19 protein-coding genes and 1 pseudogene are annotated in these 18,902 nt (G+C 58.4%); 14 read left to right on the top strand and 6 right to left on the bottom strand.

The features are described 5' to 3' along the window. Window position 1: 1 nt before the first annotated feature. The 5 genes and pseudogenes from AC2YB9_RS03365 to AC2YB9_RS03345 all read right to left on the bottom strand — a co-directional run bounded on the left by AC2YB9_RS03365 (window position 2) and on the right by AC2YB9_RS03345 (window position 3,835). A complete protein-coding gene (locus AC2YB9_RS03365; protein WP_487267346.1) occupies window positions 2–289 on the bottom strand; it encodes a Dabb family protein in 288 nt (95 codons plus the stop codon). A 36-nt stretch (window positions 290–325) separates the two neighbouring features. Next, window positions 326–1,478: pseudogene (locus tag AC2YB9_RS03360) on the bottom strand (HNH endonuclease). 354 nt (window positions 1,479–1,832) lie between these two features. Beyond that, complete coding sequence (locus tag AC2YB9_RS03355; protein ID WP_487267345.1) at window positions 1,833–2,387, bottom strand: arsenate reductase/protein-tyrosine-phosphatase family protein; 555 nt, start codon at window positions 2,385–2,387, stop codon at window positions 1,833–1,835. Window positions 2,388–2,391: 4 nt separating this feature from the next. After that, window positions 2,392–3,330 carry a CAF17-like 4Fe-4S cluster assembly/insertion protein YgfZ gene (ygfZ, locus tag AC2YB9_RS03350; protein ID WP_487267344.1) on the bottom strand — a complete coding sequence of 313 codons (939 nt, stop codon included), beginning with the start codon at window positions 3,328–3,330 and terminating at the stop codon, window positions 2,392–2,394. Beyond that, entirely contained in the window at window positions 3,323–3,835 is a 513-nt protein-coding gene (locus AC2YB9_RS03345; RefSeq protein ID WP_487267343.1) for a heme-binding beta-barrel domain-containing protein, read from the bottom strand. The genes ygfZ and AC2YB9_RS03345 overlap by 8 nt, the downstream gene beginning before the upstream one ends. 118 nt (window positions 3,836–3,953) lie before the next feature. Between AC2YB9_RS03345 and AC2YB9_RS03340 the strand changes: the two genes are divergently transcribed. From AC2YB9_RS03340 to AC2YB9_RS03300, 9 genes are all read left to right on the top strand, one after another. Further along, complete coding sequence (locus AC2YB9_RS03340; RefSeq protein ID WP_487267342.1) at window positions 3,954–4,949, top strand: GDP-mannose 4,6-dehydratase; 996 nt, start codon at window positions 3,954–3,956, stop codon at window positions 4,947–4,949. A gap of 10 nt (window positions 4,950–4,959) precedes the next feature. Continuing rightward, the gene (locus AC2YB9_RS03335) at window positions 4,960–5,859 is read left to right on the top strand and encodes an NAD-dependent epimerase/dehydratase family protein (protein ID WP_487267341.1); all 900 of its coding nucleotides are present in this window, start codon (window positions 4,960–4,962) and stop codon (window positions 5,857–5,859) included. Between the two features lie 97 nt (window positions 5,860–5,956). Next, window positions 5,957–6,271: a hypothetical protein gene (locus AC2YB9_RS03330; RefSeq protein ID WP_487267340.1), complete on the top strand. Its 315-nt coding sequence runs from the start codon at window positions 5,957–5,959 to the stop codon at window positions 6,269–6,271. 154 nt (window positions 6,272–6,425) lie between these two features. Continuing rightward, a complete protein-coding gene (locus AC2YB9_RS03325; protein WP_487267339.1) occupies window positions 6,426–6,782 on the top strand; it encodes a hypothetical protein in 357 nt (118 codons plus the stop codon). A gap of 116 nt (window positions 6,783–6,898) precedes the next feature. After that, the gene (locus AC2YB9_RS03320; protein ID WP_487267338.1) at window positions 6,899–7,192 is read left to right on the top strand and encodes a hypothetical protein; all 294 of its coding nucleotides are present in this window, start codon (window positions 6,899–6,901) and stop codon (window positions 7,190–7,192) included. A 154-nt stretch (window positions 7,193–7,346) separates the two neighbouring features. Continuing rightward, window positions 7,347–7,769, top strand: a complete 423-nt coding sequence (dtd, locus tag AC2YB9_RS03315) for a D-aminoacyl-tRNA deacylase (RefSeq protein WP_487267337.1) — start codon at window positions 7,347–7,349, stop codon at window positions 7,767–7,769. Window positions 7,770–7,840: 71 nt separating this feature from the next. Further along, on the top strand, window positions 7,841–8,953 hold the full coding sequence (locus tag AC2YB9_RS03310; protein WP_487267336.1) for an LCP family protein: 1,113 nt from the start codon (window positions 7,841–7,843) through the stop codon (window positions 8,951–8,953). A 16-nt stretch (window positions 8,954–8,969) separates the two neighbouring features. Further along, window positions 8,970–10,061, top strand: a complete 1,092-nt coding sequence (locus AC2YB9_RS03305) for an LCP family protein (RefSeq protein WP_487267335.1) — start codon at window positions 8,970–8,972, stop codon at window positions 10,059–10,061. A 69-nt stretch (window positions 10,062–10,130) separates the two neighbouring features. Beyond that, a complete protein-coding gene (locus AC2YB9_RS03300; RefSeq protein ID WP_487267334.1) occupies window positions 10,131–11,771 on the top strand; it encodes a tyrosine-protein kinase domain-containing protein in 1,641 nt (546 codons plus the stop codon). 3 nt (window positions 11,772–11,774) lie between these two features. On the opposite strand, the gene AC2YB9_RS03295 is transcribed toward AC2YB9_RS03300, so the two are convergent. Beyond that, the gene (locus tag AC2YB9_RS03295) at window positions 11,775–12,710 is read right to left on the bottom strand and encodes a WD40/YVTN/BNR-like repeat-containing protein (protein ID WP_487267333.1); all 936 of its coding nucleotides are present in this window, start codon (window positions 12,708–12,710) and stop codon (window positions 11,775–11,777) included. A 241-nt stretch (window positions 12,711–12,951) separates the two neighbouring features. On the opposite strand from AC2YB9_RS03295, the gene AC2YB9_RS03290 reads away from it, so the two are divergent. Genes AC2YB9_RS03290 through AC2YB9_RS03270 form a run of 5 tightly spaced genes read left to right on the top strand, consistent with a single transcriptional unit; the run spans window position 12,952 to window position 18,868 of the window. Next, window positions 12,952–14,817: a polysaccharide biosynthesis protein gene (locus tag AC2YB9_RS03290; RefSeq protein WP_487267332.1), complete on the top strand. Its 1,866-nt coding sequence runs from the start codon at window positions 12,952–12,954 to the stop codon at window positions 14,815–14,817. Then, window positions 14,814–15,833, top strand: a complete 1,020-nt coding sequence (locus tag AC2YB9_RS03285) for an MraY family glycosyltransferase (RefSeq protein ID WP_487267331.1) — start codon at window positions 14,814–14,816, stop codon at window positions 15,831–15,833. The genes AC2YB9_RS03290 and AC2YB9_RS03285 overlap by 4 nt, the downstream gene beginning before the upstream one ends. Then, window positions 15,830–16,777 (top strand): NAD-dependent epimerase/dehydratase family protein, encoded by a 948-nt coding sequence (locus tag AC2YB9_RS03280; RefSeq protein WP_487267330.1) that lies wholly within the window; start codon window positions 15,830–15,832, stop codon window positions 16,775–16,777. Before AC2YB9_RS03285 ends, AC2YB9_RS03280 begins: the two co-directional genes overlap by 4 nt. After that, window positions 16,767–17,927: a glycosyltransferase family 4 protein gene (locus tag AC2YB9_RS03275; RefSeq protein ID WP_487267329.1), complete on the top strand. Its 1,161-nt coding sequence runs from the start codon at window positions 16,767–16,769 to the stop codon at window positions 17,925–17,927. The genes AC2YB9_RS03280 and AC2YB9_RS03275 overlap by 11 nt, the downstream gene beginning before the upstream one ends. After that, complete coding sequence (locus AC2YB9_RS03270) at window positions 17,927–18,868, top strand: NAD-dependent epimerase/dehydratase family protein (protein WP_487267328.1); 942 nt, start codon at window positions 17,927–17,929, stop codon at window positions 18,866–18,868. The genes AC2YB9_RS03275 and AC2YB9_RS03270 overlap by 1 nt, the downstream gene beginning before the upstream one ends. The last annotated feature ends 34 nt before the right edge of the window (window positions 18,869–18,902 follow it).

Genomic DNA, 18,902 nt, shown 5'->3' with positions numbered 1-18,902 from the left:
GTCACTCTTCTCGATAATCGCCGATCGACCAGTCAGCTAACTGGGCTAGGCGTGCCGCCGACACCTGATGTGCCGGGTGACCCGAGAACGCTGCGAGTGACTCACGTGAATCGAACAGCGCGTTCTCGACGATGACGATCCCTTTGCGTTCGTCCTTAGAACGTCGGATCGTCCATTCCAGGATTCCCGGCAGTTCGCCTAACGCTTCCAAGCCCTCAACCGCCGCCGCAATATCGGCCGGCTGGCAGCTGTCATACATGCGAAAGAGAACGATATGGCGGTAGGGCATGCATCAGTTTTGCAGATTCGGACAGATCTCTCCTGCTTATGCTGCCCAGGGGTTGGCGATGGGTATTCGCTCTTCGTGGCGTAGGGGTTTCTGGAACGGGTCGATCCGTCGTGGTGGAATGACTTCGACGACTCCGTCGGTGCCCATTCGGGCGTCCCATTCGCCGTCATGAAGCAGGTGGTGATGGAAGTAGCAAAAGAGTGCACCGTTGTCGAGGGTGGTTTCGCCGCCGTGTGAATGCCACACCAGATGATGAGCTTCACACCAGGCTGGCGGCCGATTGCAATTTTTCCAACAACAGCCGCCGTCTCTTTTGGCGAGGGCGATGCGTTGGTGTTTGCTGTAGATCCGCTTTTCGGTGCCGCAATCAAGAATTTTGGACTCGCCATCAAGAACCATGGGGATCAGTTGGGCGTTGCAGGCGAACCTGCGCGCCTGGGAGGCCGACATTTCGGTGCCGGTCGAGAGTGACACCGTGCCGATCTGGTCGCGCAGTTGGTCAAGGTCCATGCTGATCGTCACTGATGCAGCCAGGCCGCCGTGGCTGGGCATCGCATCGGACGGCAGATGCTCCAAGAGTTCGAGGAACGCACGTCCCATCCGTTCAGGGTGCGACAAGCGTCCAACGGCGGCATCAGAGTGGGCGCCTTGTTCATCGCGTGAACCCAGTTGGAACGATTCCCGCCGTGGTGAGGCGATCCCTTCGAGGCAGGCTTTCAAAATAGAGGCTTGCGCGGTCGGTAGGAGTCCGCGGATCCGCGTCATCCCATCGCCGCCATTAATGAGTTCAAGTTGGGTCGATCGCAGCGCTTTCTGTTCTTGCTTCTTGAGCTGTTCGCCCAAATACTCATCAACACCATCAGGGTCGATGACTTCGAGGATCCGATTCGCGAGGCGTGTGAGGTTCTTCAACCCAAACTGGCCAGATAATTGCAACAGATGTTTCTCGGCGAGCGGCCGCTCAGCAGCCGCGTAGTCGGGAAGATCGTTGACCGCGGTCGCAATTCTCCGCCTGATCGGAATTGATCTCACCGGCCACCCAAGCCGCCTGCGTCGCCACCACGTTCGGACCCAACTGCTCGGCCCGACGAACGGTCCTGGAAGCCGCATACGGCGAGATCTTCGTCAGGTTCGCGACCCACACACGCGGCGATGAATTGCCGGCCAAACGAGGCAGACCCCGCTCCATCGCGACACCTACGAGTCGGGCTTCCTCGGCCTCAAGGCGAGAGATCTGCATCCGGACATCAACGACACCGGTGGTGACCTGCTCATCACTGAGCTGCCACCCCTCCACATGCCTCGTGTCCACCATCATCCCCCGATGCCCTCAAGATCTTTCATCGAGCACCTGTTCGATGAACTGCTTCTATCCTAGGCGCAGCCACCGACAGCAACAACCCAAAGTCCGGAAACAATCCACCGAAAAGACAGTAAATTATCGACCACACGACCGGCTGCATACGAGCCTCGTTCTAATCCTAACCGCGACCACTGACACCCGACATTAGCGACGAAATCTCGGGTCTCGAGACCAGGTGGGTTATTCGACCGGCGTGGGCGCGGAGTGGGCGACCCGGTTCAGGATGCTGCTGATCGACTCCACCGCAACCAGGATCTGATCGGCGGTTGTGCGATGCACTTCGGGCGCACGTCGGTAAGGATCGCCGATATCGGCTTCAGCCGGTCCCTGACTCCGGATCAGCGCTGCTTGCCTGACCAGATCGGTCAGATCATCAGCATCGACCACTGATGCGAGTCCGGCGAACTCCAGCAGCGTGAACGTCTTCCGCAGTGCCTGCGGGTTGATCTCAAGAACAGCAGAGCGATGTTCTCTGGTCGCAACCAGCACGAGTTGGGCTGAATCAATCAGATAGCTGTCGATCGCATGGGCGCGAAAATGATTCGGGTCAGCGCCGAGCCGCATGGCCTCCATCGCGGCCATCGAATCCATCGGAGCGCGCTTCCAGCCGCGAATTCCGGCGCTGGCGACCTCGAACCGGTCGCGGTCGAGGCGTTGTCGCAGCAGCAATTCCATCAGCGGCGAACGGCAAATATTTGCCGTACACACGGCGAGGATCGCAAACCGGTGCTGCATCAAGTCAGGCCTTGAGGTTGGGACGGAAATGCAGTCCGGCATCGGGGTCGACGATGACTTCCTGGGCTGCCGCGATGCCGTCGGCGGTCAGCACGGCATCGACGGGAGTATTGCGCTTGACCATGGCCAAGGCGATCGCGCCGAGCTCGTAGTGACGGGCCACCGAGCCGACGAAGCCGACTCGTTTGTCGCCCAGCATGACGTCTGCGCCATGTTCGGGAAGTCGTTCGCCCCCGTCGAGGAGCAATTGGACCAATCGACGCGGGGGCTTGCCGAGGGTATGGACGCGCGCGACGGTCTCTTGTCCGCGGTAGCAACCCTTATTCATGTGAACCGCCGACTCGATCCAGCCGAGCTCATTGGGGATCGACACCTCGTCGGTGTCGAGCCAGAGCCGTGGGTGGCCGGCTTCGATGCGCAGCGCCTCCCATGCCCAGGTGCCGACGGGATCACCGTGCAATGCCGGCTGTTTGGCCAGCTCGGCCCGCGGCACGAGCTCATAGGTGTGTTCGGCGAGGCCGAGCACGGCCCAGTCGTCGGTGGCGAGGGTGACCTCGACCCGCATCATGAAGCGCATCGAGTCGAGGTACGTCGTCAATGCGGCGCCCGCGCCGGGCTCGGTGTGTGCCCAGAACGTTTCGCCGTCATCAGTGCCGGTGAATGCGTGCTCGACGCGGCCCTGTGGCGAAAGGATCAACACATCGGTCGTGACGCCCGGCGCGAGACCTTCGAGTGATTGCGTCGTCAGCGAATGCAGCCAGCTAAGCCGATCCGCCCCGCTGACCGTGATGACGTCACGATGCGACAAGTCGACGAACGTCTCGCCAGCGATGAGGCGCTTCTGCTCGGCGGCGATGCTGCCGTAGTGCGCCGCGACGCCGAGATCGGGCGCATCTGCTTCGACTGCTCCGGGCAGGGTGAGGAGTGGACTTTTGTCAGACACGTTTGAGTTGCCCCCAAAGATGAGATTGAAGTGGTTGACCCATGGCCGCCATGTCAAAGGCCCACATGAGGTCGCCGTCGACGAGGCCATACATGCGATGGCCGGCGGTGTATTCCTTGGCCGTTTGAGTACGCGCGACGACGTCGGTGGCCAACGTCATACGTGGACCGTCGATGTTGCCGTACCAAATTTCGGCGTAGCCGGTGGGATGCGCGAGCGCCATTTCCACGCCGACGCCTTCGACCCCGTCAGCCGCCGGTGTAGGCCGCAGGAAGCCAGTTTCGAGCGCTCCTGGTCGCAGCCGCTGGCCGGCGGGATTGGTGATCCAAGCCTGGCTGAAATAGTGGAAGAAGGGTCGACCATCGTGGGTGATCGCGATGTCTTGCTCGAAGGAAAACGCGTCGATCGTTGGATAATCGCCCTTGCCGTCGCCATGCCACGCGCCCAAGAGCCACGCAAAGGGCATCATGTCGCTGTGCAGGTCGCTGGGAATTTCAAAGGCCATACTGGGAGTCTAACGGGGCGGCCTCAGGGCAAATAATGCAAACGCCACCCATGCGCCAGCTAGCAGCAATCTCTGCCTAATATGCTCGGCTCGTACCTCCTCGACGGGAAGCAGCTATATGACTGAGCAGAAGCGCGCGTTCATCACCGGGATCACCGGGCAGGACGGCGGCCACATGACTGAACTTCTCCACTCCAAGGGCTACGAAATCTATGGATTGCTCCGCGGCCAGCGCAACACCCGGCGCGAAGCGCTCCTCAACGAATTCCCGTATGTCCAGCTGATCGAGGCCGACCTGATGGACCAGTCCTCGCTCATTCGGGCGATCGAGACGTCCCAGCCCGATGAGATCTACAACCTTGCTGCGATCAGCCACGTCGGCTATTCCTTCCGCAACCCGATCCTGACCGCCGATGTCACGGCCAAGGGCGTTCTGGGCATGCTGGAGGCAGTACGCATCAACGGTTTGGCCGAAACGACACGTTTCTATCAGGCTTCGACGTCGGAGATGTTCGGCGGCCTCGACTACAACCGGCCAGGCGCGGGCTATAACGAAGATTCGGCATTTCATCCACGCAGCCCCTACGGTGTCGCGAAGCTCTATGGCCATTGGATTGCGCGCAACTACCGCGAGAGCTATGGCATGTATGTCTCCTGCGGCATCCTGTTCAATCACGAGGGTGAACGGCGCGGCCTTGAGTTCGTGACCCGTAAGATCACCAACGCCGTCGCTCGGATTCACCTGGGCAAGCAGGAGTCCGTGACGCTCGGCGATCTGTGGCCCAAACGTGATTGGGGTTATGCCGGTGACTATGTCCGCGGCATGTGGATGATGTTGCAGCAGGACGAGCCCGATGATTTCGTGCTCGCCTCTGGCGTGACCCACTCGATCGAGGACTTCCTCACCACTGCGTTCGGCGAGATCGGTATCGACGACTGGAAACCCTACGTTCGTCAGGACCCCGAGTTCATGCGCCCCGCCGAGGTCGACATCCTGTTGGGCGACCCAAGCAAGGCTCGGCGCGTGTTGGGGTGGACTCCCGAGCTCAATTTCGAGGGACTGGTCAAACGCATGGTCGAGCACGACATCGCGCTCGAGTCACATGAGTCCTGAGGTCTCCCACATGCGCATTTGTGTCACTGGGGTCAATGGCTTTGTCGGGCGGCACGTTGCTGCCGAGTTGGCACGCCACGACATCGAGGTCGTCGGGATCGGCATGGAGACTGACGCCGCAGTGAGCCTCGACTCGTATGTCGCTGCCGATCTCGTCGCGGCGTGGCCGGCGATCGGGTCCGTCGATGCGGTCATCCATCTGGCCGGGCTTGCCGCGGTGGGGCCGTCATTTGATGATCCGCAGCACTATCTCAATGTCAACAGTTCGATCGTGACGAACCTTGGCGAAGCGCTGATTGGCACGTCGACGCGAATTGTCTTGATCAGCAGCGGTGCGATCTACGACGGCTCTTCGCCGCTCCCATTCGCTGAGGACTCCCCCATTGCCGTGACGTCGCCGTATGCGGTCAGCAAGCTGCTCAATGAACACCAGGCGGCCTACTACCGCAGTCGTGGACTCGACATCGTCGTCGCCCGACCGTTCAACCACATCGGTCCCGGCCAAGGCCCCGGCTTCCTGCTCCCCGACCTCGCCCAAGCCGTCGCCGGTCGAAGCCGTTCTGATAGCCCCATCAAAACCGGCAACCTCGCGACTCGCCGCGATTACACCGATGTACGCGATGTCGCCCGCGCCTATCGGCTCTTGTCGACCCAGCCAACCCTCAACCATGAGATCTACAACATTTGTTCAGGTCAAAGCCGGTCCGGCCAAGAGCTCCTCGATGAACTCGCCAAGGCCCTCGATCTCGATCACATCAGCACCGAAACCGATCCGGATCGAATCCGTCCGACCGATCCGCTCGACATCGTGGGTGACAGCTCGCGATTGCGCGACGACACCGGCTGGTCGCCCGAATACCCCATCACACAAACCATCGCCGACTACCTGTCCGCACTCCCGCCCGAGTAGCACCAGTTGTCCACAGATCGACGAACACCCCTTACCCCGGCGCCACATCCACCCTAGATTGTTGGTGTTAGCCAAGCGTGCCGTGCACAATAGGAAGATGGTCACAGTGGATCTGCAAACGTGGGTGTCGATCGCAACCATGGCGGTCTTCGCGATCGCGCTGTTTACCTACCTCGACAAGAAATTCGAGAAGGTCGACGAACGGTTCACCAAAGTCGACGAAAAGTTCGACAAATTTGACATGAAAATCAACGGCGTCCGCGACGAACTCGTCGCCAGGATCGACAAGATCGACAGCAAACTCGAAGCAACCCGCACCGAGTTGAAGTCAGACATCAGCAAGCTTGATGAACGCGTCTACGAATTAGCGACCGGTCGGGCACAACACCCGCTCATCGTCCCGCCACACTGAGCGGCCCGGGATTTCGATACCCAGCAAAGACCGCTGCTACTCAATCACCTAACCTCTCGCTCGTTATCCACAGATCTACGAACACCCCTTACGTCGGCGCCCCATCCGCCCTAGATTATTGGCATCAGTCAGACCCGATGTGCATACTTGGAGGATGATCACCGTGGACCATCAGACGTGGACGACGCTAGCTGGCCTCGCCAGCCTGGCCCTCGTACTGCTGGGATACCTCGGCAGCATGAAGCGCGACCTGATAACCACAATCGGCAAGGTCGAATACCGGCTCGACACCAAAATTGACGGTGTACAGGCCGAGCTCAAAACCGACATCGCTGCACTCGACACCAAGACCGACGGAATGCGGACCGAACTCAGGAACGAGATCGCCGCATCTCACATCGATCTCAAGACCGACATCGGCAAAGTCGAAGACAGACTGACCGCAATCGAGTCCCGCACCTACGACATCTCCACCCGGCTACCACCAGCACCCGCCAGCACCTCCCGTTGAGGAGAGACTCTCGGCGCCTTGCGCATTGTCCACAGATTGACGAACACCTCTTATCGCGGCGCCACATCCACCCTAGATTGTTGGCATTAGCCAAGCGAGCCGTGCACAATAGGAAGATGATCGCCGTGGATCTGCAAACGTGGGTGTCGATCGCAACCATGGCGGTCTTCGCGATCGCGCTGTTCACCTACCTCGACAAGAAATTCGAAAAGGTCGACGAAAAGTTCGACAAAGTTGGCACCAGGATCAACGGCCTCCGCGACGAACTCGTCGTCCGGATCGACAAGATCGACAGCAAACTTGAAGCAACCCGCACCGAGTTGAAGTCAGACATCGGCAAGCTTGATGAACGCGTCTACGAATTAGCGACCGGTCGGGCACAACACCCGCTCATCGTCCCGCCACACTGAGCGGCCCGGAATTTCGATACGCAGCTAAGAACGCTGCTACTCAATCGGCAAGCCTTCGCCGGTCGAGTGTTTGCGAACCCCCTCGCCGGTCGAGTTCCCGCGAGGCACGAGCGGGAATATCGAGACCAACCCAAACGCCTGAAAGACTGATCACATGCGCGCTGTCATTCAACGAGTCACCCACGCCTCGGTCACGGTCGACGACGAGATCATCAGCTCGATCGACACCGGCCTGGTCGTCCTGCTCGGCGTCACTCACGACGACACCGAGGCCAAGGCCAAAACCCTCGCCGCCAAGATCTGGCGCCTGCGCATCATGCGCGAGGAAAAGTCCGCCGAGGACCTGAACGCTGGCATCCTGGTGATCAGCCAGTTCACGCTTTATGGCGATGTTCGCAAGGGCCGCCGCCCTACCTGGTCGAACGCCGCGCCGGGCCCGATCGCAGAGCCATTGTATGAGAAGTTCTGCACCGAACTCGAGACTCTGGGTGCCACGGTTGGCCGCGGCCGCTTCGGCGCTGACATGGCAGTTCAACTCACCAATGATGGTCCAACGACCCTTATTCTGGACTTGTGACCAAATTCAAGTTGGCTCATCCCTGTTCACAGGGCAGAATAGCCTTCGGTCTATAACAGCTTTGGAGAACGATGGCAGGCAAAACCTCGCGAAACCCGGAGGCGGGCAAACGGCGCTGGCGCAGCCCATCGTTCTATCGTAGACACCGTCTTCCCATCGTAATCGCACTGGTCGCGCTTCTTGTCATCGGTGCCGCAGGCTCTGGCTACGCCTACATGCTGAACTCGAAGTTCAAGAACATCGACAAGGTCAGCGTCAAGCTCAAGAACAAGGACCGCCCCGATCCGGACAAGGGCAATGCCCTCAACATCATGCTGCTCGGCTCAGATAAGGGCGAAGCCCAACCGGGTCAGAGCGCGAAAACCAACCTCGCTGAGGACGCCAAGGCGGCGAAGTGGCCGGCTGGAAAATATCGCAGCGACACGATCATGATCGTGCACATCTCGGCTAACCGTAAGCATGTCTATCTCGTCTCGATCCCACGTGACAGCTTTGTGACGCTCTATAACGAGCAGGGCAATGCGACGCATAAGGAAAAGGTCAATGCCGCCTTCTCCTACTTCGGCCCGAGCGGCGCCGTCGCGACGCTCGAACACATCAGCGACCTGCGGATGAAGCATCTGGCCATCATCGACTGGGCTGGTTTCAAGGACCTCTCGACGGCAGTCGGCGGGGTTCCGGTCTATATCCCTGACTCCACCTACGACGAAGCCCAGAAAGTCCAATGGAAAAAGGGCAATTATGTGCTCAAGGGCAAGAAGGCCCTGCAGTATGTTCGCCAGCGCCATGGCCTTCAGAACGGCGACTTCGACCGCATCGCCCGGCAGCAGAACTTCCTGCGTGCGCTGATGGAGAAGATCCTCGACGCCGGCACGATGCACAACCCGATCCGGCTCAACAACACGCTCGAGGCGCTTACCCACAATCTCACAGTCGATGCGGCCTGGTCACCTGGCGACATGCGTGGCCTCGCACTCTCGCTACGTGGAACCAAAGCTAAAAACGTAACTTTCATGACGGTTCCGATCCTTGGCACCTCCACTGACCCGACCTATGGCAGTGTCGTCAACATTGATCCCATGAAATCGCAGGAACTGTTCACCGCATTGCGCGATGATTCAGTCAAGAGCTATCTGAAGAAGTACCCTGATTCGGTCCTCAAAGCCCCCGAGAACGTTCACTAGAAAGCGATTCATACCTGTGGGAAAACGTCGCAAAACGACCCCTGATTATCTGGCGACCGATCAAGACCTGCAGGAACCAGCAGAAAAGAAACCGCGCTTCTTCAGGCGCCACCGCGCAGCCGTTATCGCCTTCATCAGTTTGATCGGGATCCTCGCGATCGCGATCATCGGTTTCGTCTTTGTCATCAACCACAGCCTGGGCAATATCGCGAAGGTCCCCAGCACCATCAACGAGAGCGCTCGACCGGCCAAGACCGACACCAAAGCACTCAACATTCTGATGCTTGGCGCGGACGCAGGTGTCACCCGCAATGGCAAGGGCACCTCGATTCTCAAGGATGCGGCTTCCGAGAACTGGCCGACGGGCAAATATCGCAGCGACGCGACGATGTTTGTCCACATCACGGCGAACAAGAAGAAGGCCTACGTCATCTCGATCCCACGAGATTCCTATGTGAAGGTCTACGACAGCACTGGCGCGGCGCGGGACAACACCAAGATCAATGCCGCACTGTCGTTGTATGGACCCAACGGCGCAGTCTCGACAGTGGAAAATCTCACCGGGCTGCGGATCAACCATCTCGCGATGATCGACTGGGACAACTTCACCAGCATCACCAATGCGGTTGGTGGCGTCGACATCAGCATCGCCGGCCGGGCCGATACCCATATGAACGGCACCGAAGCACTGAAGTATGTGCGCGAGCGCCACAACCTGCCCAACGGCGATTTCGACCGCGTCAAGCGGCAACAGAACTTCCTACGCGCGGTGATGACCAAACTCGCTGACAAGGGCACGCTGGCCAATCCAATCAAGCTGGTCAAGACCGTCAATGCCATGAGTGGCAGCATGGCGGTCGACGATGATTGGACGGCCGGAGCGATGCGTTCGCTCGCCTTGTCGATGCGCTCAATGCGCCCCGGCGACGTCACGTTCATGACGATCCCCACCAAGGGAACGGCGAGCGATCCGATTGCTGGCAGCATCGTCAAGATCGATCCAACCAAGGACGCCGAGTTGTGGCAGTCAATCAAGGACGGCACGATCGATCAGTTCGTCAAAAACAATCCGAAGTGGCTTTTGGGCGGCAATAACAATGTTTCCTGACCCACAACGATTAGACTCCCAAGGGCTGAGCAACCTCAGAGCACCCAAAATCACGCGATCGGTAGGCACATGGAACTGAAGGACTATCTGCGGATTCTCCGTCAGCGTTGGCTACTTATTGGTCTGACAACGCTTGGCGCGATCGCGATCGGTGTTGTGTTGACGCTGCAAGCGACCCCGCAATATCAGTCTTCGGCACGGCTGTTCGTCACCACGTCACAAAGCGATGGTGCCGACGCTTTCCAGGGCGGCGCATTTTCTCAGCAGCGGGTTAAGTCGTATGCTGATCTACTGACCGGCGAGGAAGTTTCGCGTCGTGTTGTCGATGAGTTAAAACTCAATGAGGACCCCCGTGAACTCGCCCAACGCATCACGGCGACGGTTCAGCCCGACACAGTTGTGCTATCAATCTCGGTTACCGACCCTTCGGCCAAGCAAGCACAGCTGCTGACCCAGACCGTCGCAAAGGTGTTCGTCTCCTATGTGGCCGAGCTCGAAACTCCGCCGGGCAAGTCAACCGCGCCGATCAAGGCATCGATCGTTGACAGCGCATCGCTATCAGGATCCCCGGTGTCACCGCAGCCACTGCGCAATATTGCGCTGGCCACGATCCTCGGTCTGCTACTCGGTGCCGGGGCAGCGGTGCTCCGCGACACCCAGGACACGTCAATCTCGTCGGCCGAACGGCTCGCCGAAGCCTCGGGCGACGCACCGGTCTTGGGCAATATTCATTTCGACAAGAGTGCACCGAAGCACCCACTGATCACCTCGCTAAGCACCCACTCACCACGCGCCGAATCCTTCCGGGTGCTGCGCACCAACCTTCAATTCGTCGATGTCGACGCCAAGAGCAACGTTTTTGTCATCACGAGCGCGGTCCCCGGCGAAGGCAAGTCAACGACTGCGGCCAACCTCGCATTGTCGATGGCCGAGGCAGGTCAAAAAGTAGTGCTGGTCGAGGCCGATCTGCGCAGACCGAAGGCAACATCATTCTTCAATCTCGACAACACCGTTGGTGTGACGACGGTGTTGGTCGGCAAGGTCTCGCTGGCTGATGCGCTGCAGCCGATTGGTCAAGGCGGTTCGATCTTGGCAAGTGGCTCCACGCCGCCCAACCCGGCCGAGCTCCTGCAGTCGGCAGGCATGAAACGGCTACTCGATCAATTGCGCAATGACTTTGACGTCGTGCTCATCGACGCGCCGCCCCTGCTGCCGGTGACCGATGCGGCGATCCTCGCGGCAGAGTCCGATGGCGCAATCTTAGTGATCCACCACGGCAAGACCACCGAAGATCAGATCCGTTCCTGCCTGGGCCGGCTCGAATCGGTCGACGCACGTCTCGTCGGCACGATTGTCAATATGTCGCCGCAACCCAAGCGTGGCCGCTATGGCTATGGATACGGTTATGGATACGGCTACGGCTACGCCCCTGAGCCGGGCCGTGCGCGCTCGGACAAGCCCGATGATTCGGACACAGCGCCGAAGCAGAAACAGAAACAACGTAAACGCGATCATAAGCATTCCGAGCCGGCCACCGAGCCCGTGACAGCCCCGGTCCAACCCGTTGCCAAACCAAACACCACATCAATGCCGGCCAACCCGCCGCGGCCCATTACCTATTCCGAGGCTCGCGCTGCGGCTGAGACGTCGATGCAGCGCGGCAGGGACGCGATGAACAAACCAAGGAACAATCCAGACCGTCGCGCCTAGTTACTAGGCGGCGTTCTTCCAACTGGCGCCGCCATCAACGCTGGTCTTCACGACCGATCGGTTATCGGTCGTCAGGAGCGCAGCGAGCTGGCCTGGGCCCGTGCCCACGATCGACACGGCTGGAGCCTTGCCCAGACAACCAGCAGCAGTCCAACCGAGCCCAGCATTTGCAGTCACAAAGGCACGCGCTTTGCAATCTGCTGTCGCAGCAACGGCAAATCCTTGTCGCAGGTCAACGAAGGTCGCGGCTTCGAGACCGGAAAGGTCGCCAAGCCTGACCCACTCGTCCCCGCTGTCGTCGGTGCCGCGGATTGAGCCATCGGTGCACGCCACCTTGACATTGCGATCGCTGAGCTCCGACAGGCTGATGACATCGCAGCCGGGCTCACTCGCCTGGCTGGGCGAGACCACCTCGGCGACCGAGGCGTTGACATACCAATGCGCGTCGGACGCAGCCGTCGTCCAGCTCTCGCCGCCATCTTTGGTCGAGTAGGTATGGGCGTCACAGTTGGCGTCATTGCCTACAAGTGTGAGTTCGGTGGACGATTTGGCGGCAATGCGCAGCACCGTTTTTACGGTCTGCGACCGAGAATTAGGCTGCGTGTCATCCGCGGCCTTCAGCAGCGGCAATGCGAGCTCAGAGAAGTGTGCCCCGCGATCGGTCGAGACTTCAACATAGGGACGACCGTTGTCATTGCAGGACCCGCGTGCGCTCCGAAACAGCGCGCCATCTGATGCCATGGTCAGTGACCATGCGCCATTGGGCTGCTGCTCGGTCGAGGCCGTCGAGGGCGCTGCCGAGGTGGCCGCCGGCGTCACATTCGACGTTTGATCTTGCGCGGCTTTGTTTTGATTCACGTGCTGCAGCAGTAAAGCGATAAGTGCTACATCGACAAGCACAAACACGGCAAAGGCCGCAAACTTTAACCGCTGGATCACGCCTACCGTCCTTAGGTCCCAAGTGAGTGCGCTTCATCGTATCGGCCGGCAAGCAATTTGCGCTGCAGCTGCGCCATTCCAGGCGTGAGAACTCTTGCGAGGAAACCGTATAGGCTCAACTTGGGTTGTCATCGAAAATTACGATAACCAAAGTATGGATTTTGGCAACAACTGAGTCTGTGAAAAGTTACACTGAGGTTGCATTTTCATCGAACCCCTCTCGGAGTCTGGAGTATCTCGCTTGCGCGCCGCTGTTGTTGGCTTTCTTCGTGCGCATCGCGTCCCCGTCCTACTCTTCACCGACACGGTGGCCTGGGTAGCGGCGGTGTTCATTGCCGCCTCACTGCGGCTCTCGACCATTAATCTCAGCCCCGAATTATTTCTCAGCCACTCCGCCGGTTCCGTTCCAATCTATGGGGTGTTGGCGGTTGCTGGCGCGGCAGTCGTCCTGCATTGTCTGCTGGCGTGGGTGACTCGCCTGCATCAGGGGCGCTCCAAACTCGGAAGCTTTGAAGAAATCTTCGTCCTCGTCAGCATCATCTTCGTGGTCGGCACTGTCATCACGGTCGCCAATATAATGGCGCCTGAGCCATATCTTCCGCGCACCACGCCAGTCGTAGCCGCCGCGATGGCACTGCTGCTCTGCGCTTGGCCGCGCGGGCTGTGGCGCATCCTCGTGCAGCAGGCCAAACCCAATCGTTTTGGCATCGTTTCCACGCCGGTTCTCATTGTTGGTGCCGGCGAAGGCGGCCGGCAGCTGGTGCAGTCAATGCAGCGCGATCCACGCCAAACCTGGCGACCAGTCGGCTTTGTCGATGACGACACGCGCAAGCGCCACTTCCGCTTCTGTGGCGTTCCGATGATCGACCGGATCGACAACCTCGGCCGAGCCGCAATCAAGACGAGCGTCGACACCATCGTCATCGCTATGCCCAGTGCCAGCGGCGAGACAATGAACCGGATCAATAGGATTGCCCGTGCTGCAGAACTCAGCGTCAAAGTGCTGCCCGGCGTTCACGAGCTTTTCGGCAGCATCGATTACACCGCAGTCCGTGACCTCTCACCTGAGGATTTGCTTGGCCGACGACCGATCGATACCGATCTGGCCTCGATCGCTGGCTACCTTCACGGCAAACGCGTTTTGGTAACCGGCGCCGGTGGTTCGATCGGCTCCGAGTTGTGCCGGCAGATCGCTCAGTTCGCCCCTGCCGAATTATTGTTGCTGGACCGCGACGAGTCAGCGCTCCACGCACTGACGCTGTCACTCAATGGTCGCGCCGATCTCGAGTCCTCCAACATCATCCTCGCCAACATTCGTGAAGCTGACCGTATGCTGCAGGTCTTCGAGGATCATCAGCCTCATGTTGTGTTCCACACCGCAGCGCTCAAACATGTCAACATGCTCGAAAACCACGCTGCCGAGGGCATTCAAACCAATGTACTTGGCAGTCTGAATGTCCTGCAGGCAGCCGCATCTGTCGGGGTCGAGCGCTTCGTCAATATCTCGACGGACAAGGCCGCCGACCCTGAAAACGTGCTGGGTTACACCAAACGCATCGCGGAGGGACTGACCTCAGCCTTCGCTTCAACCACAAGTGGCACGTTCCTGAGTGTCCGCTTCGGCAACGTACTTGGCACTCGAGGCTCTGTGCTCAAAACCTTCGCCGCTCAGGTCAAAAAGGGTGGACCGGTCACTGTCACAGATCCCAATGTCACGCGCTATTTCATGACGATCCAAGAGGCCGTGCAGTTGGTCATTCAGGCTGCCGCGATCGGCCGCGATGGCGAGGCGCTGGTGCTCGACATGGGCACACCAGTCAAGATCGATGATCTCGCCCACCAGGTCATCGAACAATCCGGCCAACCAATCAGCATCATCTACACCGGTCTCAAACCAGGCGAGAAGATGCATGAGGTGTTGATCGGCGCGCATGAAGTCGATGAACGACCTGCTCACCCGCTTGTGTCCCATGTCCAGGTCATGCCGATCTCCAGCGAGATCGCGACTAGCCTTCCGCGTGGTCGCGATAATGAGGCCAACACCGATGCCATCAAGGATTTGTGTGAAGTGATGGCGGTCAACTTCGCGAACGAAGGCGTGCTTTGAGTCTGGTCTATTGGCTGCCATCGCTGGTGGGCTTCATAGTTGCGGCACTTGCACCCTTCGCGTTGAAACCGTTTCTCACAAAAGCCGCAATGCTCGACATCCCGAATGAACGGTCTTCGCACGAAGTGCCAGCGGTACGTGGAGGCGGTATCGCGCAAACTGCGGGCATCGCCATCGGACTGCTAATTGCGCTGGCCTTAATCGACTCCCACGAAAGACCTTGGTTAATAGCCGTGGTTGTGGCGGCCATGGCCAGTGCCGCGCTTGGGTGGGCCGAAGACCTCCGAGGCGTGAAGATCGGGGTTCGCGCAGGAACACAGTTCGCCATCGGCGCGATAGTCACAGGCGCTCTAGCTGCTCATTTAGGTCACAACATCTTTTGGGGATTTCTTGGCGGTATCGCCTTGATTGGCCTCATTAACGTCGTCAACTTCATGGATGGCGTGAACGAAATTTCCGCCTTCCACGGTATCGTCGCGGGAGTTTCGTTTATCGTGATCGGCAACCTCAACGATGCAATCTGGATGATGGTGGCCGGCGCAATTCTCGCCTCAGCCTTCGCCGCGTTCGTGCCCTGGAACTTCAACGGCTCGATATTTCTAGGAGATGTAGGCAGCTACCTACTCGGCGGCACAATCGGAATCATCATTGTGCTCGGCTGGATGCAGGGAATAGCAATCTATGCGCTCGCTGCGCCAATGGCTATCTACGTTGCTGACACCGGCGTCACGCTTGTTGGAAGAGTTCTCGCGGGCGAAAACTGGTACGAAGCACATCGAGATCACACCTACCAACGGATGAACCGCCGAGGCCTGTCACATATGGCGGTGTCATCCATCGTGGCTGCCGCAAGCACTCTTGCGGCAGCAACCGGAATCGCGGCATCAGAGGGCGTCGGATGGCATCGCACGCCCTTCATCCTTGTTGGAATTTCCACCGTCATCATCTATACCGTTGGCCGTTTCAGAATCGGTGCATCCAGCAATCCGGTATCTCTTGCTAAGGGTGATCTATGAAGATTCTTGTGACTGGCGCCAACGGATTCATCGGGAGCGCAATCTGCTCAGAGCTTCTGAATCGGGGCCACCATGTGCGTGCGGTTGTCAGAACTGTGGGGTCAGCTCCAACTGGAACTGAAGAGTTCCTCATCGGGGACATAGGACCAGAAACCACTTGGACTGACGCGCTCCAGAATCAGGAAGCAGTGGTTCATCTAGCAGCGCGAGTGCACGTTATGCACGACACCGCGACAGATCCACTCCAAGAGTTTCGGCGAGTGAACACAGAGGGAACACTAGTACTCGCACGCGCCTCCCATCAGGCAGGAATCCAAAACTTCGTATTCCTCAGTTCAATCAAAGTGAACGGTGAGACCACCGCCATTGACCCATTCAGCGTCCAGAGCCGCCCTGATCCAATCGACCCCTATGCCGTGTCCAAATTCGAGGCAGAACTTGGACTCATTCAGATATCCAAGACCTCGAATACTTCATTCAGCATCATTCGCCCTCCGCTGGTCTATGGCCCCGGCGCAGGCGGAAATTTCCTGAAACTAACCAAGCTCGTAGCTAAGGGAGTACCTCTACCACTTGCGAGCGTGAAGAACCGGCGCACGATGGTTTCTATTTGGAACCTCACGGATCTCGTAACGTATCTCCTAGATAGGCCAGCGACAAGCATCCAAATCATCCTCGCAGGTGACAGCAACAGCCTCTCGACCGGCGAATTGATCCGCTCCATCAGCAAGGGCTTGGGAAAGAAGGCGCGATTAATTCCCTGCCCGGTTCCTATCCTGAGATTCTTCGCTCTTTTACTGGGACAAACGCATTCTATCGACCGGTTAGTGTCGTCGTTGGAAATTAACGTCGGGTCAGATGCGCCGCAGTTCGACTGGAGCCCGGCACAAAGTGCAGAAGTAGGAATCGCCCGCAGTGTCAAAAGGCTGAACCATGCGCATTAAACGTATCCTCTTGGGCGTCACTATTGACGACTCTTTGCAGTTTCTCAACGGCTTCCCGGAGTATCTTGTGTCCCGTGGATGGGATGTCCACGTGGTCAGTGGATCGGGCCCAAGACTCCAGCAGCTAGCGGAACTTCAAGGAGTCACGACCCATCCGATCCAAATGAAACGACAACCTTCTCCGCTCCATGACCTGTGTGCACTGATTGAATGGATCAGGATTGTCCGTAAGTTGAAACCCGACCTGGTTTCCGTCGGGACACCAAAGGCGGGACTCCTCGGCACTATCAGTGCGTTTGCGGTCAGGGTTCCAACACGGGTCTACCTTCTTCGAGGGCTCCGGCTGGAGACCGAAAACGGGATCAAGCGCCGGATCCTCTGGGCAACTGAATGGATTTCGGCTCGCTTGGCGACGAGGGTTCAATCCGTTAGCAACAGCCTTCGCGATGAATTCATCAACCTAGGCTTGTGCGCGCCTGACAAGATTGTCGTCCTAGGAAACGGCTCGTCTAACGGTGTCGACCTTGTTCAGATGACAAAGTTACCCGCAGACACCGCAGGTTTGCTCGGCCTGGAACCCGACATTCCTATCGTAGGATTCGTTGGCCGTCTGACCGAAGACAAGGGCCTGCGCACGCTATTACTTGCTGTGCGTCAAATCCGTGAAAGCGGATCTCAGATTCAAGTGCTTTTAATAGGCCCCGAGGAACCCGCTGGTTCGCTGAGCGCAACACTCTCGAAGTCCGGCTTAGACAATGGCGCTATTACCTGGATTGGAGTCGTCGCGGACGTCCGACCGTATTACCAATTAATGGATCTGCTGTGTCTCCCAACACGTCGTGAGGGATTTCCGAACGTTGTTTTGGAAGCCGCGGCACAAGGAATTCCGGCGCTTGTCTCGAACGTGACCGGAGCAGTTGACTCAGTGATCGACGGCAAGACTGGGTGGCTATTCGAAATGGGCGACAGCAATGATCTCGCAAACAAATTGCGTCTCGTGACAGAAAGTCCAGCTCAGCGAAGTGAAGCTGGCCGGTTGGCCCGAGAGCATGTCACCGTCAACTTCGAGCGCACGATCGTGTGGGCACAAACCGCCGAATTTTTTCGTCATGAGGCGGGTCTGGCTAATAAAGAGGAAGAACTTATCTGATGCGTGTTTTGGTTACAGGTGGAGCAGGTTTCATCGGCGGCAATCTCTGTCGACGGCTATTGAACGAAGCGGATGTCGAGGAGGTGCGGGTTATTGACGATCTCTCAAGCGGCCGCATGGCTGCTTTAGAGGGATTGAAGGTGGAATTCGTTGAGGCCAGCATCCTCAACAAAGAGGCACTCCGTCACGCAGCCGACGGCTGCGACGCCATCGTGCACTTAGCCGCGTTGGGCTCCGTGCCTCGCAGTATCGTGAATCCACTGGCAAGCCACACCGCGAATGCAACCGGCACGATCATGGTGCTCGAAGCAGCTCGTAACAATAACAATGCTCACGTCGTGCTCGCGTCATCATCCTCGGTGTATGGCGCAAATCCCGCAATACCCAAGGTTGAGACGCTTCAATTAATGCCAATGAGCCCGTACGCAGTCTCAAAGGTAGCGACCGAGCAGTACGCAATGGCTTATGCACAATGCTACGACCTTCCGGTACTCCCATTTCGCTTCTTCAACGTGTTCGGCCCTGGACAGATGCCGGGCCACGTCTATGCAGCGGTTATTCCGGTATTTCTTGAGGCCGCATTGAGCGGTAAAGCGCTGCCAGTCAACGGGGATGGCACGCAGAGCCGCGACTTCACGTACGTGGGAACAGTCGTTGAAACGATCACTCAGGCACTTCTGGGCGGTGTCACAAACTCGCCCACCAACCTTGCCTTCGGAACTCGAACAACGCTAAATGAGTTGGTTCAACTCATCGGCGCCGAGCTATCAGATAATCCACACGTGGTTTTCAAAGACCCGCGCCCCGGCGACGTTCAACATTCTCAAGCAGACAACTCTGCTTTACGGACTTTGTTTCCAGACATGTCCCCCGTTTCGTTGAAAACAGGCCTGACAAACACCGTAGCGTGGATGCGGGACTATCTCGAGAAAGCTAGATGACTCGCTGTAAGCACTATGCCCCCGACATCTGCAA

It is taken from the genome of Aeromicrobium changchenzhani, assembly GCF_057586615.1.
This window is presented reverse-complemented; position numbering and strand designations above follow the sequence as displayed.